Genomic DNA, 24,173 nt, shown 5'->3' with positions numbered 1-24,173 from the left:
GGCAACCACAGATCAGGATTCTTGCGGGCGGCCATTGGGCTGAACCAGCCACGCGGTGAGTGCGCCGAGGGCGGCCAGAGCAGCCAGCAGCAACAGGGTCGCGGCGCCGAGACGGCCGTCGACCAGCGTCCCAAGCAGCGCACCGATCAACAGGCACAGCCAGCGCGAGAAGGCATCCGCCGCCCCGCCAAACTTGCCTGCCGCCAGGCAACGCCCCAGCTTTACCAGCAGGCCAGTGACGAAGGTGACGCCCGGCTCGTCGGCACGGACTTGATTGAGGGTGCCCATGGCGGCGGCAATGACCATGACGGTAGCCAGGGAGTATTTCTCCGTCGCTTGCGCGGCCAAGGGGGCAGCGATTGCCAGCAACACCCCCACGAACAGCAGCAGTACGCCGCTACGCACTCGACCGATGCGATCACCCATCCACGCTGCAACAGTGGTGGCGAACACGAAAGTACCGATGACACTGGCGATTTCGCCAACCTTGAACCATGCGCCCTGCGCCAGAAAATCGCCCAGCTTGGTGGAATTGCCGGTCATGTAAACCGCGAGCAATTCCTTGCTGTGCAGGATCATCAAGGCGTCGGTGGCGCCGGCCAAGGCCAGCAAGGGCAATACCGACCAGGCGATGGCGGTGCCGGGCAACTCAAGCTTGTGCAAATTCCATCCCTCGCGGTTCGTGGCCAGAGCGTATGGAAAGTCGACAGACGCTCTGGCGCAAGGGTTCGATCGGATTTTGCGATTGCAGGATGAAGGGTAATATCAGCTCGACCCGGGTGGGATACCGTCCTTGTTGAAATCCTTCAACCGTTCTCGCTCTTGCGGCGTGGAGTGGGCTGGGGTGTCATCCTTGGGCGGTTCTGGCTTTTCGTCGGCCATGATGGATCCTCTTAGTGATATCTGTGGGGCAGGACACGGGCTCGACCGTCATCTGGCGCTGTCGGTCGGGTCCTTGATGGCTTCACCTATCAGCTCATCCACTGCCGATGCTGCACGCAGCCGGTACTCTGCCGGCAGCTCGAACAGGTCCGGACTGCCGAAAATACGCAGCTTGGCGCCCTCGGCGACGGCAACCAGGTCCACCCCTTGGGTCGACAATTGCTGGATAATGGCGAGCATGGCCAGTTTTTGTTGTTCAACCGTTGCTATCAGCATGCCAGCCTCTCTGAGGGCCTGATAAATCGGGGGTTTCAGAGAGTTGGTCATGTCGAGCGGAAGGCGGTTCAGAAAATTTATCTACCGCTTATCTGTCTGGAGCGCGGTCGCGGGATCTTTCGGGGGAGCATATTGCGTCTCGCCATTGCCAAATGACCAATCCTCTCGCTTCGTGTCGATCAGGCTGATCTAGACATCCCACCTGTGCTGTTGTGGATGCCCTCGGTGATGGCTTTGTAGAACGCTTTTTAACCTCGATGGTCCGTCCGGGATTCCAGGTCGCTTGGGGGTTAGTCGCAGTATTGTCGAGTAGGCTGAGGGCGATGTGCCCGTTGATGGGGCTGTGCTTGGCCTTGGCGACTTGCGCAGGCCGAATGGCGAAGCCGCAGGGTTGTGGAGCGCATTGGAAAAGATGCGGAACCGACTGGCCGTTTCCGCTTTGCCACGACCAAACTCTAGAAACGAAAAAGCCCCGCATTTGCGGGGCTTTTTCGATGATGTTGGCGGGAAACCAGGGATTCGAACCCTGGAGACGCTATTAACGTCCGCCGGTTTTCAAGACCGGTGCATTCAACCACTCTGCCAATTTCCCGAGTGTTGCGATGACACTTGCAGGCTGCCTGGGAAGCCTCTCGGCCACGGCCCCAGCTGCGTTGCGGGCGCCATAATACCGTAATGAAACAACCTGTCAAACTCTCAATGTGGCCTATTGGCGCCGCTCTGTTATGATCTTTGCATCCGAACATTTCAGACACAGGTTTCGGCCCGGCGCTACGGCGTCGATCTCGTTCCAACCTTTAAGGAGCTCGCCATGCGCGAACAGGATTATGCCGTTAATAACAGCTCGCAGGTTCAGCAGCTAGAAGTTAGCCGCGTCCTGCGCAACACCTACGGGCTGCTGGCCCTGACCCTCGCCTTCAGCGGCGTGATGGCCTACGTTGCACAGCAGATGCATGTGGGTCGTCCTAATATCTTCATCGTCTTGATCGGCTTCTACGGTCTGTTCTTCCTGACCAACAAGCTGCGCGATTCGGCGTGGGGCCTGGTCTCGGCATTCGCCCTGACCGGCTTCATGGGCTACATCCTCGGCCCAGTGCTGAACGTCTATCTGGGTATGCGCGGCGGCGCGGAAGTCGTCAGCTCGGCTTTCGCCATGACCGCCCTGGTGTTTGGTGGTCTGTCGGCCTATGTGCTGATCAGCCGCAAGGACATGAGCTTCCTCAGCGGTTTCATCACCGCCGGTTTCTTCGTGTTGCTGGGCGCGACCGTTGCGGGCATGTTCTTCCAGATCAGCGGCCTGCAATTGGCCATCAGCGCCGGCTTCGTGCTGTTCTCGTCGGTCTGCATTCTGTTCCAGACCAGCGCGATCATCCACGGCGGCGAACGCAACTACATCATGGCGACTATCAGCCTGTATGTTTCGATCTACAACCTGTTCATCAGCCTGTTGCAGATCTTCGGCATCATGGGTCGTGATGACTAAAGGATCTCGCCAAGGCTTCGGCCACGGCAGCTGATCACCAGAAAGCCCGCTTCGGCGGGCTTTTTCGTGGATGAGGCTTTATCATTCCCTCAGATTTGCTGATCGAGTGACCGATGAAATTTGCCATTGCCGTGTTCGCCCCCGCCCATGCGCCCTCCTCGCGCCGCGCCCTGCTGTTCGCCCAAGCGGCACTGGCGGGAGGGCATGAGATTACCCGGCTGTTTTTTTATCAGGACGGTGTGCACAGCGCCTCCAGCAACGTCGTCACACCTCAGGATGAACTGGATGTACCAGCGCTGTGGCGGCAGTTCGTGACCGACAATGGCCTTGATGCGGTGGTGTGCATCGCCGCCGCGCTGCGTCGCGGCGTGCTGAATACCGAAGAAGCCCAGCGCTACGGTCGCACTGCAGTCAATTTGCCCGCGCCGTGGGAGCTTTCGGGCCTGGGGCAGTTGCACGAGGCCGCACAGCTTGCCGACCGGCTCGTCAGCTTTGGAGGACAATGATATGGCCAAGTCGATGTTGATCATCAGCCGCCAGGCGCCTTGGTCCGGGCCTGGACCTCGTGAAGCGCTGGATATCGCCCTGGCTGGCGGCGCGTTCGACCTGCCGTTGGCAATGTTGTTTCTCGACGATGGCGCCTTGCAACTGCTGCCCGCACAGCAACCGGCCGCCGTGCAGCAAAAAAATCTAGGGGCCAACTTGCAAGCGCTGCCAATGTTCGGTGTCGACGAGTTGTTCGTCTGCGCCAGCAGCCTGGCGGAGCGCGGCCTGAGTGATACAGCGCTGGCGCTGGATGCACAGATGCTGGATGACGCTGGCATCAAAGCCCTTATTGACCGCTTCGACATAGTGGTGACGATCTAATGGCGACCTTGCATGTAGTTTCCCACTCCTCTTTCACCGATGGCCGGTTGAAGAGCTGCCTCAAGGTATTAGGGGCGACCGATGGCCTGTTGCTCTGTGGCGACGCCGTGCACGCCCTGCAAACTGGCAGTACCGCATGGCTGCCGCTGCTGGAAGTGGCGCAAAGCGGGCGCCTGTATGCACTGGATGAAGATGTGAGTGCCAGGGCCATCTACGCCAGCGAGCAGGTACAGCGCCTTGATTACGCCGGCTTCGTGCAACTCTCTATCGATTTCGACAAGGTCAATAACTGGCTATGAATACGCTGCTGATTGGCGATAAACATATCGCCCTCGACAAGGACGGCTACCTGATAGATCTGAACGATTGGTCCACGACCGTGGCCGAAGCGCTGGCGGTGCAGGCCGGCTTGAATCTGACCCCGGCGCACTGGGAGATCCTCGAGCTGTTACGCCAGTTCTATACCGAATTCGAGCTATCCCCTGCCACTCGTCCCCTGATCAAGTACACCGCTGCCAAGCTGGGCCCGGAAAAGGGCAACTCCCTGCACCTCAATCTGCTGTTCAACGGTACTCCCGCCAAACTCGCCGCCAAGCTGGCGGGCCTGCCCAAGCCGACCAATTGCATATGACTACGCCCATCGCTCTCGTCACCGAAACCCCGGCCGAACACCCGTTCGCGCAATTCGTGCGCATCCTCGGCAAGGGCAAGCGCGGTGCGCGCAGCCTGACCCGCGAGGAAGCCCGGCAAGCCATGGGCATGCTGCTCGATGAAAAGGTCGAAGAAGCGCAGCTCGGCGCCTTCTTGATGCTGTTACGGCACAAGGAAGAGAGCCCGGAGGAGCTCGCGGGCTTCACTGAAGCCCTGCGTGAACGCCTGCACGCGCCGGCGCTGCAAGTGGACATCGACTGGCCCACCTATGCCGGCAAGAAGCGTCATCTGCCCTGGTACCTGCTGGCAGCCAAATGCCTGGCCAATAACGGCATACGGATTTTCATGCACGGCGGCGGCGCCCACACGGCTGGGCGCTTGTACACCGAGCAACTGCTGGGGCTGCTGGACATCCCGCTTTGCCGTGACTGGCAGGCCACCGGTGCCGCGCTGGACGCCAAGGGCTTGGCGTTCATGCCGTTGGTAGACTGGGCACCGCAACTACAGCGCATGATCGACCTGCGCAACACCTTGGGGCTGCGCTCGCCGATTCACTCGCTGGCGCGGATTCTCAACCCGCTGAGTGCAAGCTGCGGGTTGCAGAGCATTTTTCACCCTGGGTATCAGGTGGTGCACCGCGATGCCAGCGGGCTGCTGGGCGACAGGGCCATCGTGATCAAGGGCGATGGTGGCGAGATCGAAGTGAATCCCGATAGCCCAAGCCACTTGTATGGCACTGACGGCGGGCAAAGCTGGGATGAAGAGTGGCCGATGCTGTCGGCGCAACGACATGTCAAGCCCGCGACGCTGGAGCCACAACATTTGCTGGCGTTCTGGCGGGGTGAAAGCCAGGACAGCTATGGCCAGATGGCGTTGATTTCGACCATGGCATTGGCGCTGCGGGGGCTGGGTGAAGACCGTGATAGCGCATTCGCCAAAGCTCAAACCTTCTGGGCTAATCGTTCTCTTTAGCGAGGCGACTGGCCCGATGGCCCATCGATCAATCGGGGGCGAGCCCCTCACTAAAGGATTCGCATCGAAGATACCGATAATGGCAGGTCATCATTTGCGCCTTTCTATCGAACCATTACCTTTAGACTGGTCTCCAACGCGAACATACCAAGTTGAAGGAGACGGTGATGGGCTTGCTGATCGAGGGGCGCTGGCACGACCAGTGGTACGAAAGCAGCAAGGACGGCGCTTTTCAGCGCGAGGCCGCACAGCGGCGCAACTGGGTGACCCGCGACGGGCGTCCGGGTCCCACCGGTGAAGGCGGCTTTGCGGCCGAAGCCGGTCGCTATCACCTATATGTCTCGCTGGCCTGCCCTTGGGCTCACCGAACGCTGATCATGCGGACACTCAAAGGCCTCGATTCGCTGGTCGATGTCTCGGTGGTCAGCTGGTTCATGGGCGAAAACGGCTGGACCTTCGATACCGACAACGGTTCTACAGGCGATGCCCTGGATAGCCTGACGTTCATGTATCAGCGTTACACCTCGGAGACTCCAGGCTACACCGGCCGCGTCACGGTGCCGGTGCTATGGGACAAGCAGCTCAAACGCATCGTCAGTAACGAATCGGCGGAGATCATCCGCATGTTCAATAGCGCATTCGATGACCTGACGGGCAATCGCCTGGATTTTTACCCCGAGCCGCATCGACCAACCATCGATGCCCTTAACGAGCGTATCTACCCCGCCGTGAACAACGGCGTCTATCGTGCCGGCTTCGCGACGTCCCAGGGGGCATATGAAAAGGCTTTCGACGAGCTGTTTGCCGAGCTGGACCAGCTGGAAACGCTGTTGGGCGAAAGGCGCTACCTGGTTGGCGAATACCTGACGGAAGCGGATATCCGCCTGTTCACCACAATGATTCGCTTCGATGCCGTCTACTATGGGCACTTCAAATGCAATTTGCGGCGAATTGCCGATTACCCGAATCTGTCGAATTGGCTGAGGGAGCTGTATCAATGGTCTGGGATTGCGCAGACGGTGGATATCTACCATATCCAGCATCATTACTACGGCAGCCACAAGACCATCAACCCCACCGGGATCGTGCCCAAGGGGCCGCTACAGGATTTCACCGTGGAGCATGATCGCCAGCGATTGACGGGCCGCGGTGTGTGGCACAAGGCCGGGGTTTGAATCTGGAGATTTGGCGGCCTGGGATGGCCGCTTTGCGGGCAGGCCTCGCTCCCACAGATCCACGATTTCAGATCACTGTAGGAGCAAGGCTGCGCGTTCGGCGGCGAAGACAGTAGATCAAACGCCACAGATACTCGCCTAGACGCTAGCCTGCGCGCCCTCAAACCACTTCAGCTTGTCCCGCAACATCACCACCTCACCCACGATCACCAATGTCGGCGCATGAACTTCATGCTCCGCCACCAGGCGCGGCAAGTCCGCCAAGGTCCCGGTGAACACCCGCTGACTGACCGTCGTGCCCTGCTGAATCAACGCCGCCGGGGTATCGGCACTGCGCCCGTGCTTGATCATCTGCTCGCAAATGATAGGCAAGCCGATCAGGCCCATGTAGAACACCACCGTTTGCGCGGGCGCGACCAGATCCGGCCAAGGCAGGTCGCTGGTATTGTTCTTCAAGTGGCCGGTCACGAAGCGCACCGACTGGGCATAATCGCGGTGGGTCAGCGGAATCCCGGCATAGGCCGAGCAACCACTGGCCGCCGTGATACCCGGCACCACCTGAAAGGGAATGCCATGGGCCGCCAGTTCTTCGATCTCCTCACCGCCGCGCCCGAAAATGAAGGGGTCCCCGCCCTTCAAGCGCAGCACGCGCTTACCTTGTTTGGCCAGGTCCACCAACTGTTTGTTGATCTGCTCCTGTGGCAAGGCATGATCGGCGCGGCGCTTGCCGACATAGATCCGCTCGGCGTCGCGGCGACACAGGTCTAGAATCGCCGGAGCGACCAACCGATCGTAAAGCACCACATCAGCCTGTTGCATCAAGCGCAGTGCCTTGAAGGTCAGCAGGTCCGGATCACCCGGGCCTGCACCCACCAGATACACTTCCCCCGGCGCATGGGGCGGTGCACCGTTGACCTTGGCCTCCAACAGGCGTTCGGCCTCGGCGCCTTGCCCAGCCAGCTGGCGATCGGCAATCGGGCCCTGGAAGACCTCCTCCCAGAACGCCCGACGCTGGGTCACATCCGGATAGAGCTGCTTGACCCGGCTGCGAAAGCGCGCGGCCAGGCCGGCCAGTTCACCGTAGGTGGAAGGAATCCAGGTCTCCAGCTTGGCGCGGATCAGCCGCGCCAGGACCGGCGCATCGCCGCCACTGGACACCGCGACCACCAAGGGCGAACGATCGACGATGGCCGGGAAGATCACACTGCAAAGCGCTGGCGCGTCGACCACATTGACCGGCACGCAGCGGCGCTTGGCATCGGCTGACACTTGAGCGTTAAGCGCCTGATCGTCAGTCGCGGCGATAACCAGCTGGCAACCGTCAAGATCCGCCTCGGCATAACCACGGCGCCGTACCTCGCCACCGCTACCGTCGACCATTGCCTGCAATTGATGTTCGACCTCTGGCGCGACCACACGGATCAGCGCCCCCGCATCCACCAGCAACCGCGATTTGCGCAAGGCGATCTCGCCGCCGCCGACCACCAGTACATGGCTGCCTTGCAGCTTGTGAAACAGCGGCAGAAACTCCATTTAGCCGATGACCTCAAGGCCTGCCATATAAGGCTTGAGCACTTGCGGAATGCGGATGGTGCCGTCGGCCTGCTGATAGTTTTCCAGCACCGCGACCAACGTGCGCCCTACTGCCAGCCCCGAACCGTTGAGAGTGTGCACCAGTTCCGGCTTGCCCGTTTCGGGATTGCGCCAGCGCGCCTGCATGCGCCGCGCCTGGAAGTCACCGGTGTTGGAGCACGAGGAAATCTCGCGGTACTTGTCCTGGCTCGGTACCCAGACTTCGAGGTCATAGGTTTTCACCGCACTGAAGCCCATGTCGCCGGTGCACAGCGCCAGTACGCGATACGGCAGTTCCAGCGCCTGCAGGATACGCTCGGCGTTGGCGGTCAGGCTTTCGAGGGCTTCCATGGATTTCGACGGTTCGACCACCTGGACCATCTCGACCTTGTCGAACTGGTGCTGGCGGATCAGGCCGCGCGTGTCACGCCCCGAAGCACCCGCTTCGCTGCGAAAACACGGCGTGTGCGCGACGAGCTTGAGCGGTAGCTGGCTGGCATCGAGAATCTCGCCGGCCACAATGTTGGTCAGCGACACTTCAGCCGTCGGGATCAGGTACAGATCGGCTTCGCCTTCGCGGCTGATCTTGAACAGGTCCTCTTCGAACTTCGGCAGTTGGCCCGTGCCCTGCAACGCAGGCGCCTGCACCAGATACGGGGTATAAGCCTCTTCGTAGCCGTGTTCGGCGACGTGCAGGTTGATCATGAACTGCGCCAGCGCGCGATGCAGACGCGCGATCGGCCCGCGCAACAGGGCGAAACGGGCACCGGACAGCTTGGCGGCGGTTTCGAAATCCAGCCAGCCGAATTTCTCGCCCAGAGCGACGTGATCCTGAATCGGGAAGTCGAACACGGTCGGCGAACCCCAGCGACGCACTTCGACGTTGCCATCTTCGTCGGCACCCACAGGTACGGACTCGTGCGGCAAGTTGGGCAGACCCAGCAAGATATCGTCCAGCTCGACCTGCAGGCCATCGAGTTCAAGCTTGGCGCTGGTCAGCTCGCTGCCCATGCGCTCGACATCGGCCATCAGCGGCGCGATGTCTTCACCGCGGGCCTTGGCCTGGCCGATGGACTTGGAACGGGCATTACGCTCGGCCTGCAATTGTTCGGTGCGGGTCTGCACCACCTTGCGCTGGTTTTCCAGGGCTTCGAGGCGGGCCACATCCAGGGTGTAGCCACGGGAAGCCAGGCGGTCCGCTACGTCCTGAAGTTGGCTACGTAACAGTTTGGAATCGAGCATGTCGTTCTCTCGTTTATCAGTATTGGTTCAGATTTTGGTCAGGGCCAGGCCAGCCCAGGTCGCAAACAGGCCGCCGAATACGCTGATGGCGCAGTAGCCGATGGCGGTCAGGGCCTGGCCGCCCTCGAGCAGGCGTACGGTGTCCAGGGAAAATGACGAAAACGTGGTCAGCCCGCCGATGAAGCCGACGATCAAGCCCGAGCGCACTTCCACCGGGATCTCCGGGCGAATCAGGAACAGGCCATACAGGTAGCCGATCAACAGGCACCCGACGATATTGACCGCCAGCGTACCGGCATAGAAGTAACGCGGCCAGTGTGCACTGACAATCGTGCCGGTGGCGAAGCGCAACAGTGTGCCAACGATACCGCCAAAAGTAACCGCTATGATCGTTGGAATCACTCTTTTCTTCGCCTCCGAGGGCTGTTCTGGTCGAGTTGGGCCAGATGCCGTAGTTTTTCCCCGATCTTGAGCTCAAGACCGCGGGGCACTGGCTGGTAATAGGGACGCGGCTGCAAGGCGTCGGGGAAGTAGTCTTCGCCGGCCGCATAGGCGTCAGGTTCATCATGCGCGTAACGATATTCCTCGCCATAGCCGAGTTGTTTCATCAGCTTGGTCGGTGCGTTGCGCAGGTGCAGTGGCACTTCCAGCGAACCGAATTCGGCCGCCTCGCGCATGGCGGTCTTGAAGCCCATGTACACCGCGTTGCTCTTCGGCGCGCTGGCCAGGTAGATGATCGCCTGAGCCACGGCCAACTCGCCTTCCGGGCTGCCGAGGCGCTCCTGCACATCCCACGCCGCCAAGCACAGCGGCAAGGCACGCGGGTCGGCGTTGCCGATGTCTTCGCTGGCCATGCGCACCACGCGCCGAGCGATGTACAACGGGTCGCAGCCGCCGTCGATCATGCGTGCGAACCAGTACAGCGCGCCGTCCGGATTGGAGCCGCGCACAGATTTGTGCAGCGCCGAGATCTGGTCGTAAAACGCCTCGCCACCCTTGTCGAAGCGTCGCCGTGTGTCGCCCAGCAGACTTTGCAACAGCTCGACGCCGATTTCGCTGTCGTCATCGGCAAGGTCCGAGGCGTTTTCGAGCAGATTGAGCAGGCGCCGGCCATCACCGTCGGCCGCCGCCATGAGGATACGAAAGGCCTCGTCGCCCAGGGTGAAATGATGCTTGCCCAGGCCGCGCTCCTCGGTGAGCGCGCGGTCGACCAGCTTGCGCATGGCGGCTTCGTCGAGACTTTTGAGCACATACACCCGCGCCCGCGAGAGCAAGGCGTTATTGAGCTCGAACGAGGGGTTTTCGGTGGTGGCGCCGATAAAGATGAGCGTGCCGTCCTCGACATAAGGCAGGAAGGCGTCTTGTTGCGACTTGTTGAAACGGTGTACTTCGTCGACGAACAGGATAGTGCGCTTGCCGTATTGACCGGCCTGCTGCTTGGCCACCTCGACGGCCTGGCGGATTTCCTTGACCCCGGCCAGCACTGCCGAGACGGTTTCGAAATGTGCATCCGAAACCTTGGCCAGTAGCCGCGCCAAGGTGGTTTTACCGACCCCCGGCGGGCCCCAGAAGATCATCGAATGCAGAGCGCCCTGCTCCAGCGCCTCGCGCAGGGGCTTGCCGCGCGCCAACACGTGTTCCTGCCCGACGTACTCGTCGAGGTTGCTGGCGCGCAGGCGTGCGGCCAGTGGCTGGGCGATGGGATCGCTGCGAAACAGGTCCATGGGCGAACCACTTACTCCTGAATGACGTCGGTACCCTTGGGCGGGACAAAGGTGAACTTGCTTGCATCCACCTTCTCGTTGGCCTTGACCCCGGTGAAGAGGATGTTGGTGCGCTGACCGACGCTGTCGATCAGCTGCATGTCGTTGATCAAGCCGCTACGAAAGGACAGCCGCAGGGAGTCGAACAGGGTGTCCTTGGTCTTCGGCTTGAGGGTGAAATCAATAATGTTGCCGGACTCCTTGGAGGTGATATCGAAGCTCTGGTTGATCTTGGAGATATCGCCGGAGAGCAGCAAGGCCGGGGTCTGGGTCAGGCGCTGATCGAGGGTCTTGATGGTGACCTGCTGCAGGTCAGGGTCATACAGAGAGACCTTCTTGCCATCGGAGACCATCGTTTGCTCGTTAGGAGCATTGGTGTGCCAATAGAACAGGCCCGGACGCTGCAGCACCATCTGCCCGGCAGTCTCTTGCAACTGCGTGCCGCCGCCGTCCAGCGTCAACTGCGAGAAGTTTGCTTGCAGGGTCTGGGACGTTTCGAGCAACTTCGTCAAGCTTGCCACGTCCTTGTCACCGGCATGGGCCGGCAAGGTGGACAGGGCCAGTGCAGAAACCAACAGCATGCGAATCAGGCGCATGGGAATCCTCGTTAGACATGACACTAAAAAAATCAAAGCCGACGCGCCGCCTGGCACATCGGCGACTACCTAATCAATCGCGCATCGGCCCTGGGGCAATGACTTCGCGCGAGCCGTTGGTGTTCATCGGCGTGACCACCCCGGCGTTTTCCATGGTTTCAATCATGCGCGCGGCGCGGTTGTAACCGATCTTGAGCTTGCGCTGCACGGCGGAGATAGAAGCGCGACGGCTCTCAAGCACGAAGTTCACGGCCTCGTCATAGAGCGCGTCATTCTCTTCGTCGCCATCGCCCCCGCCACTGCTGCCACCGTCGAAACCGCTGCCGGGCTCTTCGACGCCAGCGAGGATGTCCTCGTTGTAGTCCGGGACGCCGCGCAGTTTCCAGGCCTCGACGACACGGTGTACCTCTTCGTCGGAGACAAACGCGCCGTGGACGCGGATCGGCAGGCTGGTGCCGGGCGGCATGTAGAGCATGTCACCGTGGCCCAGCAGTTGTTCGGCGCCGCCTTGGTCGATGATGGTCCGCGAGTCGATCTTGCTCGACACCTGGAACGCCATGCGCGTCGGAATGTTGGCCTTGATCAAACCGGTGATCACGTCCACCGACGGCCGCTGAGTGGCGAGGATCAGGTGGATACCGGCGGCCCGGGCCTTTTGCGCGATACGGGCGATGAGTTCTTCGACCTTTTTGCCGACGATCATCATCATGTCGGCGAATTCGTCGACCACCACCACGATGGTCGGGAGGGTTTTCAGCAGCGGTGCCACATCTTCCATGCTTTCGCGCTTGTACAACGGATCGGACAGCGGTGTGCCTTCTTCCTCGGCATCCTTGACCTTGCGGTTGAAGCCCGCGAGGTTGCGCACGCCCATGGCCGCCATCAGCTTGTAGCGGCGTTCCATCTCGGCAACGCTCCAGCGCAATGCGTTGGCCGCGTCCTTCATGTCCGTGACCACTGGACACAGCAGGTGCGGAATGCCCTCGTAGATCGACAGTTCGAGCATTTTCGGGTCGATCATGATCAGCTTGGCGTCTTCCGGGCCGGATTTGAACAGGATCGACAGGATCATGGCGTTGACCCCCACCGACTTACCGGAACCGGTGGTACCCGCCACCAACAGGTGCGGCATCTTGGCCAGGTCGACGATCACCGGCTTGCCGCCGATATCGTGACCCAGGGCCATGGTGACAGGGGATTTGGCTTCGTCGTATTCCGGCGAAGACAATACTTCCGAAAACCGCACGATCTGCCGGTCTTCATTGGGGATCTCGATACCGACGGTAGTCTTGCCGGGGATCACCTCGACCACACGCACGCTCATCACTGCCAGCGAGCGCGCCAGGTCCTTGGCCAGGTTGGCGATACGGCTGACCTTGACGCCAGCAGCCGGCTGGATTTCGTAACGGGTGATGACCGGACCCGGATGGATCGAATCAACCGTGACCTCGACCCCGAATTCCTTGAGCTTGAGCTCCAGCAGCTGGCCGACGCCTGCGAGCGACTCGGCGGAATAGTTGACCTTCTTCTTCTCGGCCGGGTCGAGGATCGAAATCGGCGGCAAGGTACCGGCGACAGCGCTGTCGACGAACAGCGGCACCTGCTTTTCCTTCTGCACGCGCTTGCTTTGCTCCGCGGGCCGGGCCATCGCCTCGGATGGCATGATCACCGGCGCGTTGTGGTTGTTCTCGCTGAGCGGGCGAATCGGCACGGCCGGGCGCACCACGCGTTCGGCAACGATCGGCTCTTGCACTTCGACCGGCGCGGACTTGAAGCGCGGGGCCTTGGGCACGGCGACAGGGCGCGATTCCATGCGTGGTTCAGCATTGCGCGGTGCGACGCTGGGAGCGGGAGCGTCGACTTCGCGCAGCTTGGCCACCAGTTGCTTGCGCTCGCTGCGTGCCGCCCACCAGCGGCTGGCGGCGCCGCTGAACAGTTCGAACAGGTCCAGGGTGATCTTGCCGGTGACGTCCATCACCTTGAACCACGACAGGTCGGTGAACACCGTCAGGCCGAACAGGAACAGCGCGATGAACAACAGCGTGCTGCCCTGGATATTCAGGGCGTTGCGGGCCAGGTCACCGAGGCTTTCACCCAACGCGCCGCCGGCTGACCCCGCCAGGCTTGGCGCCATATGGAAATGGATATGCGCCAGCGCCGCGCCGGACAGCACCAGGAACACCAGGCCGATCAACCGCCAGGAAAACAGCCAGCCGCTCCACTGCCACGGCTGGTGGCGCTCGCGGAATATCTGCCAGGTCTTGACCGCCAGCAGCAGGGGGAAAATGTAGGCAAAGTAGCCCAGCACCATGAACAGGATGTCGGCGGCGTAGGCGCCAGCGCGGCCGGCGGCATTGGCCACCTGCGAGACATTGCTGGTGTGGGTCCAGCCTGGATCGTCCTTGTCGTAGGTAAGCAAGGCCATCCACAGGTACAGGCACAACGCGCCCATGGCGATCAATGCACCCTCCTTGAGCCGGTAGTGGATCTGCTGGCGCCAGAGGGGAACGGGATTGGGAGTAGCGGTGGATTTCTTCAAAACGCGTCTTTTCCTGCGCGATGGGCGCGCCCAACGATAGATGACTTGACGAAACCGGCTGAGCCAGCCGGTCGAAAAAAGGTGACGCCTGCTCAGTGTACTGCCTGCAAAGGCCATATTGTACGGGTTTGGCGTCCCGTTGCCACGCCAATGGAGGGCGGGCGACGGTCGTCGGCGATGACTGTGCCGACGAATTCAATTTGAGCATGCATTCCCTTACATGACAAAGGCTTATGCAAGGGTTTCATGAAAGGGCATCAGACCAGACCTTTCCTACAAATTCCCGGGCAAATGCCCCACACCATAAACGGCGCAGCCGTAGGACCCTGTCACCCCCATGGAAGTTCTCGACGCCCACCAACCTTGCTAGGATACTGGTCGCCACTCATCGGTGCAGACACCGGCACCGCCCTCCCCTCTTCACGTTGTAGACGGCATGCTGACCTGGCTCAAACGCGACGAACTGATCTTCCCACCCCTGGACAAAGCCCTGCGCGAACCCAACGGCCTGCTCGCGGCCGGCGGCGACCTGAGCGCCGACAGGCTGATCCAGGCCTACCGGCATGGCTGTTTTCCCTGGTATCAGGATGGCCAGCCCATTCTCTGGTGGTCGCCCGATCCGCGCACGGTGCTCTTCCCTGCCGAACTCCACGTATCACGCAGCCTGCGCAAGCTGATGCGCCAAGGCCGCTACCAGGTCACCTTCGATCGGGATTTCGCCGCCGTCATTCACGCCTGCGCCGGCCCCCGCGCCTATGCCGACGGCACCTGGATCACCGACAACATGCAGGCGGCCTATCTGGAGCTGCACCGTCGCGGCTTCGCCCATTCCGTGGAGGTCTGGGACCAGGGCAGCCTGGTAGGCGGCCTGTACGGCCTCGCCATGGGCCAGCTGTTTTTTGGCGAGTCGATGTTCAGCCGGGCCGACAACGCCTCCAAGATAGGCTTTGCCAGCCTCGTAGAGCGCCTGCAGGCCGGAGGCGTGGTACTGATCGACTGCCAGATGCCGACCGATCACCTGATGAGCCTGGGCGCCCGCTCCATAGCGCGCCAGGAATTCGCGGCGTTTCTGAGCCGACATCTTGACCAGCCTGATACCACCGATTGGCAGTCTTGAGGCCAGCTTTGCTAGGCGAGTTGTTCGACGCTGGCTTACACTTGTGAAAAGGTTTTACTCCGAGGGTTGATCATGACCGAGCTGGCGCGCTTGAAGTTCTATGCCACTCAGCCCCACTCCTGCAGCTACCTGCCCGATGAACAGGCCACCACGCTGTTCCTCGACCCCAGCCAGCCGATGGACGTCAACGTGTACGCCGACCTCTCGGAGATGGGTTTCCGGCGCAGCGGCGATCACCTGTACCGCCCTCATTGCCAACGCTGCAACGCCTGCGTGCCGGCACGCATCCCGGCGGTGGGCTTTGTGCCCAATCGTCAGCAAAAACGCATTCTCAAACGCAATGCCGATATCGAGGTGTTCAGCACCACGCCGCGCTATACCGAGGAATATTTCGACCTCTACCAACGCTACATCGAACAACGCCACGCCGATGGCGACATGTACCCGCCCAGCCGCGATCAGTTCTCCACCTTCCTGGTGCGCGATCTGCCCTTCTTGCGCTTTTACGAATTCCGCCTTGAGGGTCGCCTGCTGGCGATTGCGGTGACCGACTTGCTACCTAACGGCCTGTCGGCGGTGTACACCTTCTACGATCCCGACGAAGAGCGCCGCAGCCTAGGTCGATACGCCATCCTCTGGCAGATCGGCGAAGCATTGCGTCAGGAACTGGACGCCGTGTACTTGGGTTACTGGATCAAGAACTGCAAAAAGATGAACTACAAGACCCAGTATCGCCCTATCGAATTGCTGATCAATCAGCGCTGGGTTGCGCTCAACTAGCCATTTAAAATAAGCCCCTTTGCTTGCCGACCCTTTTTCGGGCACAATGCACGCCGCTTTTGCCTGGCGCAGTTGCACCGGGCCATTAACTGGACACCGAGGGCTTTACTGCATGTCGAAAGAAGACAGCTTCGAAATGGAAGGCACTGTCGTCGACACCCTGCCCAACACCATGTTTCGCGTGGAGTTGGAAAATGGGCACGTCGTAACTGCGCACATCTCCGGAAAGATGCGCAAGAACTACATCCGAATCCTCACTGGCGACAAGGTTCGCGTCGAACTGACGCCTTATGACCTGAGCAAGGGGCGTATCACTTACCGCGCTCGCTAAGTGACCCCAACGAAAACGCCCGGCTGATGCCGGGCGTTTTTGTGTGGGCGCTGTTTGGAATTTACGACTATTCCCTGTGGAAGCAGGCTCTACCCGCGAAGCTTTTCAGGGCTTCGCGGGCAGGGCCCGCGACCTTGGGGATGCCGGTCAGGCCAGTTCGGCAGTGGTCTCGTAGTCGAACGTGATTTCGCCGTCCTTCACGTCGATATGCACCACCCCGCCGTGATCGGCCAATTCGCCAAACAGGATTTCCTCGGCCAGCGGACGCTTGATCTTGTCCTGGATCAAACGCGCCATCGGCCGCGCACCCATCTGTACGTCGTAGCCTCCGGACGCCAACCAGCCACGGGCGGCTTCCGTCACCTCCAGCAGTACACGCTTGTCTTCCAGTTGCGCCTGCAGCTCCGTAAGGAACTTGTCCACCACGCTCTTGATGACTTCGTGGCTGAGGCGACCGAACTGGATGATCGTGTCCAGGCGGTTGCGGAACTCCGGCGTGAAGCTCTTCTTGATCACTTCCATGGCATCGCTGGAGTGGTCCTGATGGGTAAACCCGATCGAGGCCCGAGCTGCGGTTTCAGCACCGGCGTTGGTGGTCATGATCAGAATCACGTTGCGGAAATCCGCCTTGCGGCCGTTGTTGTCGGTCAGGGTCCCGTGATCCATCACCTGCAACAGCAGGTTGAAGACTTCCGGATGGGCCTTCTCGATCTCATCGAGCAGCAATACGCAGTGAGGTTGCTTGGTGATGGCTTCGGTGAGCAGACCGCCCTGATCGAAACCGACATAGCCCGGCGGCGCACCGATCAGACGCGACACGGTGTGACGCTCCATGTACTCGGACATGTCGAACCGCACCAGCTCGATACCCATGGCCTTGGCCAACTGACGAGCAGCTTCGGTCTTGCCGACACCGGTGGGGCCTGCGAACAGGAACGAACCCACTGGCTTGTCGGGCGACTTGAGGCCGGCACGGGACAACTTGATGGCCGTCGACAGCGAATCGATCGCCGCGTCCTGACCAAACACCGTGAGCTTGAGATCGCGTTCCAGATTGCGCAGCAGCTCCTTGTCGGAACTGGTGACGTGCTTTGGCGGAATCCGCGCAATTTTCGCGACGATGTCTTCCACTTGCGGCACTTCGATGCGCTTGACCCGATTTTCGACAGGCTGCAGACGCTGATAGGCGCCCGCTTCATCGATTACATCGATGGCCTTGTCTGGCATGTGCCGATCGTTGATATAGCGAGACGCCAGTTCAGCGGCGGCGCGCAACGCTTCGTCGCTGTACTCGATACTGTGGTGAGCCTCGAAACGCCCTTTGAGGCCGCGCAGAATGCCGATGGTGTCTTCCACCGAAGGCTCGCTGACATCGACTTTCTGGAAACGCCGCGCCAAGGCGCGGTCTTTTTCGAAAATCCCGCGAAATTCCTGGAAGGTGGTCGAGCCGATGCAACGAATATCACCGGACGACAGCAACGGCTTGAGCAGGTTGGACGCATCCATGACCCCACCCGACGCTGCGCCCGCACCGATGATGGTGTGGATTTCGTCGATGAACAGGATCGCCTGGGGACGTTTTTTCAGCTCGCCAAGCAGCGCCTTGAAGCGCTTCTCGAAATCGCCGCGGTACTTGGTGCCGGCCAGCAGTGCCCCGAGGTCCAGGGAATAGACCACGCTGTTGGCAAGCAGATCAGGGACCTGATTGTCGACGATGCGCTTGGCCAGTCCCTCGGCGATGGCGGTCTTGCCGACACCGGCCTCACCGACCAGCAGCGGGTTGTTCTTGCGCCGACGAGCGAGAATCTGCGCAACGCGCTCGACTTCATTCTCGCGTCCGACCAACGGATCGATACGACCCTGGCGAGCAAGTTCGTTGAGGTTGCTGGCGTAGGCATCCAGCGGATTGCTGGATGCGGAAGACTCACCACCCTCTTCGTCTTGCATCTCTTGCTCCGAATCACTGTTGTCGCCGTGGCCCGGAACCTTGGAGATACCATGGGCAATGTAGTTGACCACATCGATACGGGCCACGCTTTGCTGCTTGAGCAGAAAGACGGCCTGGCTTTCCTGTTCGCTGAAAATCGCCACCAGCACGTTGGCGCCGGTGACTTCACGCTTGCCCGAGCTCTGCACGTGGAATACCGCGCGCTGCAATACGCGCTGGAATCCCAGGGTCGGCTGCGTTTCGCGGTCTTCGTCGTGAACGGGAATCAGAGGAGTAGTGGAATCGATGAACTCCTGCAGATCATGCTTGAGTTTGTCGAGGTTCGCGCCACAGGCGCGCAATACAGTGGAGGCTGCCTCGTTATCCAACAACGCCAGCAGGAGATGCTCGACGGTCATGAACTCATGACGCTTCGAGCGCGCCTCCTTGAAGGCTAGATTGAGGGTGACTTCGAGCTCGCGGTTTAACATAGCTTCACCTCATACCCAAGTGGTCGGCGATTAACCGTCCTTCTCGATTTCACAGAGTAGCGGATGCTGGCTTTCCCTGGCGTACTGATTCACCTGCGTTGCCTTGGTTTCGGCGATGTCGCGGGTGAAAAGACCACAGACGGCACGTCCCTCTGTATGGACCGCCAGCATGACCTTGGTTGCCAACTCACGATTCAGGTTGAAAAACACCTCTAGCACTTCGACCACGAAATCCATCGGAGTGTAATCATCATTGAACAAAACCACCTTGTACATCGGTGGGGCCTGCAGTGCAGGCTTGGAATCCTGTACAGCCACGCCCGAAGCGTCGTCCTCCTGCGTGGACGGGCGGTCCTGATTGAAGGTTAGTCGAATCTGGTTGACTGAATGCATGGAATGAAGGTTCATCATCGTTGTGCGAATAGGGTTGTGGGGTTGACGTTGTGTCCGATCGGATACTCGGCTGTCGCATGACCTTGACTATCGGCAAAACGGTGTTACAACCAATAGAACCCACATTGGGGAATAAAGGTCCGCACAGTCAATTAAAATTTTTTCGACGGTGCGGTGAACGGGGATGATACTCCAGACCTGGGGTCCTTTGCAGAGGGATATGAGCATGGCAAGTGGTAAAGTCAAGTGGTTCAACAATGCCAAGGGCTACGGCTTCATCAATGAAGACGGCAAGACGGAAGACCTCTTCGCCCATTATTCGGCCATCACGATGGATGGCTACAAGACACTCAAGGCAGGGCAGCCGGTAAAATTTGAGATCATTCAGGGGCCTAAAGGCTTGCACGCGGTGGCAATCGCCAGTGTGACGCAAGACGTGGCTGCTCCAGTGACTGCTTTGGCTCAACCTGCCGTTTCCGCTTGATCCGCTAGCTTTCCGGACCAACGGTCGACCGCTCGTCGGCAGCTCAATTGTGATGATTGAGCTGCCGACGAGCTTTCGTTCGCCCCTCGATAAGTGCTCGGGCAGTGACAATAGCGGCGGTAAAAGTTTAGACGAAAGGACTGCAAGCAAGCTTCGCATTTCTGCCACTGACCAGTGGTATAATGCCGCAGTGACCAGCGAGTCACCAAGGTCGTGGGCCATCGAAGCTGCCTTCACAAGCAAGCCTCCAGGCCCCACCAGGCCGGGCTGTCAAACTCAGCTCGACCGCTTGACGCTCAACTGATGCAAAAAACATCAACGCGATGAATCCTCGACTTTCGGCTCATTGTTGCCCGTGGACCGAAAGCGCCTACCCTGCGCATCTCGAGGTTCTGTGCATGCTCAGCAAAGAAGAGAGTTAATCCGAATATGCCCACCCGTTCGAAGATCATCTACACCTTCACCGACGAAGCTCCCGCACTCGCCACCTATTCCCTGCTGCCGATCATCGAGGCCTACACTGCGTTCGCTGACATCGCCGTCGAGACCCGGGATATTTCCCTTGCCGGCCGCATCCTCTCCAACTTCCCGGAAAAACTGACCGCCGAACAGCGCGTTGGTGACCATCTCGCCGAACTGGGCGAACTGGCCAACACCCCGGAAGCCAACATCATCAAGCTGCCGAACATCAGCGCTTCGGTCCCCCAACTCAAGGGCGCGATCAAAGAGCTGCAGGATCAGGGCTTCGACATCCCCGACTATCCCGAGGTGCCGGCCACCGACGCCGACAAGGAAGCCAAGCTGCGCTACGACAAGATCAAGGGCAGCGCCGTGAACCCGGTACTGCGCGAAGGCAACTCCGATCGTCGTGCGCCGCTGTCGGTCAAGAACTACGCGCGCAAGCACCCGCACAAGATGGGCGCCTGGAGCAGCGATTCGAAGTCCCATGTCGCACACATGAGCGAAGGTGACTTCTACGGCAGCGAAAAATCGGTCCTGATCAAGGAAGCCGGTAGCGTCAAGATCGAACTGGTCGCTCAGGACGGCACGACCACCGTGCTGAAGGAAAAGACCGCGGTCAAGGCCGGCGAAATCATCGACAGCTCGACGATCAGCAAAAAGGCATTGCGTGCATTCGTCGCCGCCGAGATCGAAGACGCCAAGAAGCTTGGCGTGCTGCTGTCGATCCATCTGAAGGCGACCATGATGAAGGTCTCCGACCCGATTCTGTTCGGTCAGATCGTCGCGGAATACTACAAGGACGCCCTCGCCAAGCACGAAGCCGTGCTCAAGCAGATCGGCTTCAACCTGAATAACGGCATCGGTGACCTGTACTCGCGCATCAAGGCGCTGCCGCAAGCCCAGCAGGACGAGATCGAAGCCGACATCAAGGCCGTCTACGCTACACGCCCTGCCCTGGCCATGGTCAACTCAGACAAAGGCATCACCAACCTGCACGTGCCGAGCGACGTTATCGTCGACGCCTCGATGCCGGCCATGATTCGTGATTCCGGCAAGATGTGGAACACCGAAGGCCAGCTGCAGGACACCAAGGCACTGATCCCGGATCGTTGCTACGCGACTATCTATCAAGCCGTCCTCGAAGACTGCAAAAAGCACGGCGCCTTCGACCCCACCACCATGGGCACCGTACCGAACGTCGGCCTGATGGCGCAAAAAGCTGAAGAGTACGGCTCTCACGACAAGACCTTCCAGGTCGAATCCACCGGCACCGTTCGCGTGACCGACACCTCCGGCACCGTGCTGATGGAACAAAAGGTCGAAGCGGGCGACATCTGGCGCATGTGCCAGGTCAAGGACGCGCCGATCCAGGACTGGGTCAAGCTGGCCGTCAACCGCGCTCGCGCCTCCAACACCCCGGCGGTGTTCTGGCTCGACCCGGCTCGCGCTCACGATGCGCAGGTCATCAAGAAAGTCGAAACCTACCTCAAGGACCACGACACTTCCGGCCTGGACATCCGCATCCTCGCGCCGGTCGATGCCATGGCCCTGTCGCTGGAGCGCATCCGTGCCGGCAAGGACACCATTTCGGTGACCGGCAACGTGCTGCGCGACTACCTGACCGACCTGTTCCCGATCATGGAACTGGGCACTTCGGCCAAAATGCTGTCGATCGTACCGCTGATGAACGGCGGTGGTCTGTTCGAAACCGGCGCGGGCGGCTCGGCACCCAAGCACGTACAGCAACTGGTCGAAGAAAACTTCCTGCGCTGGGATTCGCTGGGTGAGTTCCTCGCCCTGGCAGCCTCCCTGGAACACTTGGGCACGACCTACAACAACAGCAAGGCGCTGGTATTGGCCAAGACTCTGGACCAGGCGACTGGCCAGTTCCTCGACAACAACAAGTCGCCATCGCGCAAGGTCGGCAACATCGACAATCGCGGCAGCCACTTCTACCTGGCGCTGTACTGGGCACAAGCCCTGGCAGCCCAGACCGACGACGCCGAACTGCAAAAGCAATTCAGCGTCGTGGCCAAGACCCTGTCCGACAACGAGGCGAAAATCGTCACCGAATTGAACAGCGTGCAAGGCAAACCAGTGGACATTCAAGGCTACTACCGCACCAACCCCGAGCTGACTCGCCAGGCCATGCGCCCGAGCGCTACGCTCAACGCCGCGATCGATTCGCTGGCGTCGTAATGCTTTAAAGCAATATCCAGAACCCCGGCCAGCGTGCCGGGGTTTTGTGTTCTGGCTGTCCCTCTTCTCGGCCAGTAGCAACAGCACAAATCCCCCACATTTTTGGCCATGCGGCCCTCACCCTGCTAGAATCGCCCCCTTTTCGCAGACACACAGCTCATACCTATGCGCGACTCAGCCCCAGCAACCCAGCGCGTGATCGTCGGCATGTCCGGCGGCGTCGACTCTTCCGTTTCTGCCGTTCTGCTCATGGAGCAGGGCTATCAGGTCGAGGGCCTGTTCATGAAGAACTGGGAAGAAGACGACGGCACCGAATACTGCACCGCCCGCGAAGACCTCGCCGACGCGCAGGCCGTGTGCGATCGTATCGGCATCAAGCTGCACACGGCCAACTTCGCTGCCGAGTATTGGGACCACGTCTTCGAACACTTCCTGGAAGAGTACAAGGCCGGCCGCACCCCCAATCCGGACATCCTCTGCAACCGCGAAATCAAGTTCAAGGCGTTTCTCGACTACGCCCTGACCTTGGGTGCCGACCTGATCGCCACCGGCCATTACGTGCGCCGCCGCGACCTCGACGGCCGCACCGAGCTGCTCAAGGGCCTGGACCCGAACAAGGACCAGAGCTATTTCCTGCATGCCGTCGGCGGCGAGCAGATTGCCCGCACCCTATTCCCGGTCGGCGAGCTGGAAAAGCCTGAAGTACGGGCCATTGCCGAGAAGCACGGGCTGGCCACCGCGAAGAAAAAGGACTCCACCGGCATCTGCTTTATCGGCGAGCGCCGCTTTACCGACTTCCTCAAGCAGTACCTGCCCGCGCAACCGGGTGAAATAAAGACCACCCGCGGCGAAGTGATCGGCCGCCATGCAGGCCTGATGTACCACACCATCGGCCAGCGTCAGGGCCTGGGCATCGGCGGCCTTAAAGATGCCGGCGACGATCCGTGGTACGTGCTGGTCAAGGACCTGGAGCACAACGAACTGATCGTCGGTCAGGGCAATGAACACCCGTGGCTGTTCTCGCGTGCCCTGCTGGCGTCGGAAATCTTCTGGGTCAACCCGATCGACCTGGCCCAGCCGCGGCGCCTGACCGCCAAGGTCCGCTATCGCCAGGGTGACCAGGCCTGCACGCTGGAACAGACCAGCCAAGGCTATCGCGCGGTGTTCGACGAACCGCAACGCGCCGTCACCCCAGGTCAGTCCGTGGTGTTCTACGACGGTGAAGTGTGCCTGGGCGGGGGCGTGATCGAAGTGGCAGAACCTTGGTATGCCCGCGACAGCCATGTCCGAGAAAATCAGACCGGGGAAGCCCGTTCATGACCCAGGCCCAGGAACAACTCACTGCCTTGGGCGCCGTGTTCCAGGCCGCCGTGCTGGTCGATCGTATCGCCAAGACCGGTCAGATCGGCGAAGGCGACCTGCGCTGCATGCTCGGTAGCCTGATGGTGATCGACCCCAAGGACACCCTGGATGTGTTCGGCGGCAACGACCTGTACCTGCGCGACGGCTATCGCGCGCTGGCCAGCGCTCTGGAGCGCGACCCCAACAGCCTGCAGCGCGAACCGCTGCGCTATGCCCTGTCGATGCTCGGCCTGGAACGCCAACTGGGCAAACGCGACGACATGCTGGCCGTCATCGGCAAACGCCTGCCACAGATTCAGAATCAGGTAGAGCATTTCGGCCTGGTCCACGAGAATGTCATCGCTGCCAGTGGCGCGCTGTATCAGGACACGCTCAGCACCCTGCGCCAGCGCATTCAGGTGCAGGGCGATATGCGCCACTTGCAGCAGCCGAGTAACGCCTCGAAAATCCGCGCCTTGCTGCTGGCCGGCATCCGCTGTGCACGCCTGTGGCGACAGCTCGGCGGCCACCGCTGGCAACTGGTGATCAGCCGGCGCAAGCTGTTGCGCGAGCTGTACCCGATGTTGCGTGGTTGAAGGCTCGCCGCTCCGGCAGAGACTCCACTAGTCA

24 protein-coding genes and 1 tRNA gene are annotated in these 24,173 nt (G+C 60.5%); 14 read left to right on the top strand and 11 right to left on the bottom strand.

What is annotated here, in order from left to right:
* Positions 1 to 12 precede the first annotated feature (12 nt).
* From REH34_RS24770 to REH34_RS24760, 3 genes are all read right to left on the bottom strand, one after another.
* Positions 13 to 663 carry a DUF1275 family protein gene (locus tag REH34_RS24770; protein WP_311969491.1) on the bottom strand — a complete coding sequence of 217 codons (651 nt, stop codon included), beginning with the start codon at positions 661 to 663 and terminating at the stop codon, positions 13 to 15.
* Between the two features lie 267 nt (positions 664 to 930).
* On the bottom strand, positions 931 to 1,158 hold the full coding sequence (locus REH34_RS24765) for a hypothetical protein (protein ID WP_311969490.1): 228 nt from the start codon (positions 1,156 to 1,158) through the stop codon (positions 931 to 933).
* A 501-nt stretch (positions 1,159 to 1,659) separates the two neighbouring features.
* Positions 1,660 to 1,750, bottom strand: a tRNA-Ser gene (locus REH34_RS24760).
* A gap of 219 nt (positions 1,751 to 1,969) precedes the next feature.
* Here REH34_RS24760 and REH34_RS24755 point away from each other — a divergent pair.
* The 7 genes from REH34_RS24755 (at position 1,970) to REH34_RS24725 (ending at position 6,306) form a co-directional block, all read left to right on the top strand.
* Complete coding sequence (locus REH34_RS24755) at positions 1,970 to 2,641, top strand: Bax inhibitor-1/YccA family protein (RefSeq protein WP_226506032.1); 672 nt, start codon at positions 1,970 to 1,972, stop codon at positions 2,639 to 2,641.
* Positions 2,642 to 2,754: 113 nt separating this feature from the next.
* A complete protein-coding gene (gene tusD, locus REH34_RS24750) occupies positions 2,755 to 3,147 on the top strand; it encodes a sulfurtransferase complex subunit TusD (protein ID WP_226506031.1) in 393 nt (130 codons plus the stop codon).
* 1 nt (position 3,148) lies between these two features.
* On the top strand, positions 3,149 to 3,508 hold the full coding sequence (gene tusC / locus REH34_RS24745) for a sulfurtransferase complex subunit TusC (protein WP_311969489.1): 360 nt from the start codon (positions 3,149 to 3,151) through the stop codon (positions 3,506 to 3,508).
* Entirely contained in the window at positions 3,508 to 3,807 is a 300-nt protein-coding gene (gene tusB, locus REH34_RS24740) for a sulfurtransferase complex subunit TusB (RefSeq protein ID WP_311969488.1), read from the top strand. The genes tusC and tusB overlap by 1 nt, the downstream gene beginning before the upstream one ends.
* On the top strand, positions 3,804 to 4,139 hold the full coding sequence (locus tag REH34_RS24735) for a TusE/DsrC/DsvC family sulfur relay protein (RefSeq protein ID WP_226506028.1): 336 nt from the start codon (positions 3,804 to 3,806) through the stop codon (positions 4,137 to 4,139). Before tusB ends, REH34_RS24735 begins: the two co-directional genes overlap by 4 nt.
* Positions 4,136 to 5,131 (top strand): glycosyl transferase family protein, encoded by a 996-nt coding sequence (locus REH34_RS24730; protein WP_311969487.1) that lies wholly within the window; start codon positions 4,136 to 4,138, stop codon positions 5,129 to 5,131. Before REH34_RS24735 ends, REH34_RS24730 begins: the two co-directional genes overlap by 4 nt.
* Before the next feature lie 167 nt (positions 5,132 to 5,298).
* The gene (locus REH34_RS24725; RefSeq protein WP_311969486.1) at positions 5,299 to 6,306 is read left to right on the top strand and encodes a glutathione S-transferase family protein; all 1,008 of its coding nucleotides are present in this window, start codon (positions 5,299 to 5,301) and stop codon (positions 6,304 to 6,306) included.
* A gap of 138 nt (positions 6,307 to 6,444) precedes the next feature.
* On the opposite strand, the gene cysG is transcribed toward REH34_RS24725, so the two are convergent.
* The 6 genes from cysG to REH34_RS24695 all read right to left on the bottom strand — a co-directional run bounded on the left by cysG (position 6,445) and on the right by REH34_RS24695 (position 14,018).
* Positions 6,445 to 7,839, bottom strand: a complete 1,395-nt coding sequence (gene cysG, locus REH34_RS24720) for a siroheme synthase CysG (protein WP_311969485.1) — start codon at positions 7,837 to 7,839, stop codon at positions 6,445 to 6,447.
* Positions 7,840 to 9,120, bottom strand: coding sequence for a serine--tRNA ligase (gene serS / locus REH34_RS24715; RefSeq protein ID WP_311969484.1), 1,281 nt, complete (start codon positions 9,118 to 9,120; stop codon positions 7,840 to 7,842). It abuts the gene before it with no gap.
* Positions 9,121 to 9,147: 27 nt separating this feature from the next.
* Positions 9,148 to 9,522, bottom strand: a complete 375-nt coding sequence (gene crcB / locus REH34_RS24710) for a fluoride efflux transporter CrcB (protein WP_311969483.1) — start codon at positions 9,520 to 9,522, stop codon at positions 9,148 to 9,150.
* Positions 9,519 to 10,844, bottom strand: a complete 1,326-nt coding sequence (locus REH34_RS24705) for a replication-associated recombination protein A (protein WP_311969482.1) — start codon at positions 10,842 to 10,844, stop codon at positions 9,519 to 9,521. Before REH34_RS24705 ends, crcB begins: the two co-directional genes overlap by 4 nt.
* Before the next feature lie 11 nt (positions 10,845 to 10,855).
* Entirely contained in the window at positions 10,856 to 11,479 is a 624-nt protein-coding gene (gene lolA / locus REH34_RS24700) for an outer membrane lipoprotein chaperone LolA (RefSeq protein ID WP_226506021.1), read from the bottom strand.
* 73 nt (positions 11,480 to 11,552) lie between these two features.
* Positions 11,553 to 14,018, bottom strand: a complete 2,466-nt coding sequence (locus REH34_RS24695; RefSeq protein WP_409373173.1) for a DNA translocase FtsK — start codon at positions 14,016 to 14,018, stop codon at positions 11,553 to 11,555.
* A 436-nt stretch (positions 14,019 to 14,454) separates the two neighbouring features.
* Between REH34_RS24695 and aat the strand changes: the two genes are divergently transcribed.
* The 3 genes from aat to infA all read left to right on the top strand — a co-directional run bounded on the left by aat (position 14,455) and on the right by infA (position 16,246).
* Entirely contained in the window at positions 14,455 to 15,135 is a 681-nt protein-coding gene (gene aat / locus REH34_RS24690; RefSeq protein WP_311969481.1) for a leucyl/phenylalanyl-tRNA--protein transferase, read from the top strand.
* A gap of 72 nt (positions 15,136 to 15,207) precedes the next feature.
* On the top strand, positions 15,208 to 15,915 hold the full coding sequence (locus tag REH34_RS24685) for an arginyltransferase (protein ID WP_311969480.1): 708 nt from the start codon (positions 15,208 to 15,210) through the stop codon (positions 15,913 to 15,915).
* A 112-nt stretch (positions 15,916 to 16,027) separates the two neighbouring features.
* On the top strand, positions 16,028 to 16,246 hold the full coding sequence (gene infA / locus REH34_RS24680; protein WP_002553999.1) for a translation initiation factor IF-1: 219 nt from the start codon (positions 16,028 to 16,030) through the stop codon (positions 16,244 to 16,246).
* Between the two features lie 147 nt (positions 16,247 to 16,393).
* Here infA and clpA read toward each other — a convergent pair whose 3' ends face one another.
* Together clpA and clpS are read right to left on the bottom strand one after the other, a co-directional pair.
* Entirely contained in the window at positions 16,394 to 18,664 is a 2,271-nt protein-coding gene (clpA, locus tag REH34_RS24675) for an ATP-dependent Clp protease ATP-binding subunit ClpA (protein ID WP_226506017.1), read from the bottom strand.
* A gap of 30 nt (positions 18,665 to 18,694) precedes the next feature.
* Positions 18,695 to 19,057 carry an ATP-dependent Clp protease adapter ClpS gene (clpS, locus tag REH34_RS24670; RefSeq protein WP_226506016.1) on the bottom strand — a complete coding sequence of 121 codons (363 nt, stop codon included), beginning with the start codon at positions 19,055 to 19,057 and terminating at the stop codon, positions 18,695 to 18,697.
* A 226-nt stretch (positions 19,058 to 19,283) separates the two neighbouring features.
* On the opposite strand from clpS, the gene cspD reads away from it, so the two are divergent.
* From cspD to hflD, 4 genes are all read left to right on the top strand, one after another.
* Positions 19,284 to 19,541: a cold shock domain-containing protein CspD gene (gene cspD / locus REH34_RS24665; protein WP_226506015.1), complete on the top strand. Its 258-nt coding sequence runs from the start codon at positions 19,284 to 19,286 to the stop codon at positions 19,539 to 19,541.
* 429 nt (positions 19,542 to 19,970) lie between these two features.
* Positions 19,971 to 22,202 carry an NADP-dependent isocitrate dehydrogenase gene (locus REH34_RS24660; RefSeq protein ID WP_311969479.1) on the top strand — a complete coding sequence of 744 codons (2,232 nt, stop codon included), beginning with the start codon at positions 19,971 to 19,973 and terminating at the stop codon, positions 22,200 to 22,202.
* A 165-nt stretch (positions 22,203 to 22,367) separates the two neighbouring features.
* Entirely contained in the window at positions 22,368 to 23,522 is a 1,155-nt protein-coding gene (gene mnmA, locus REH34_RS24655; protein ID WP_311969478.1) for a tRNA 2-thiouridine(34) synthase MnmA, read from the top strand.
* Positions 23,519 to 24,139 carry a high frequency lysogenization protein HflD gene (hflD, locus tag REH34_RS24650; RefSeq protein WP_226506012.1) on the top strand — a complete coding sequence of 207 codons (621 nt, stop codon included), beginning with the start codon at positions 23,519 to 23,521 and terminating at the stop codon, positions 24,137 to 24,139. The genes mnmA and hflD overlap by 4 nt, the downstream gene beginning before the upstream one ends.
* The last annotated feature ends 34 nt before the right edge of the window (positions 24,140 to 24,173 follow it).

Origin of the sequence: Pseudomonas baltica (genome assembly GCF_031880315.1) — a bacterium.
GTDB lineage: Bacteria > Pseudomonadota > Gammaproteobacteria > Pseudomonadales > Pseudomonadaceae > Aquipseudomonas.
This window is presented reverse-complemented; position numbering and strand designations above follow the sequence as displayed.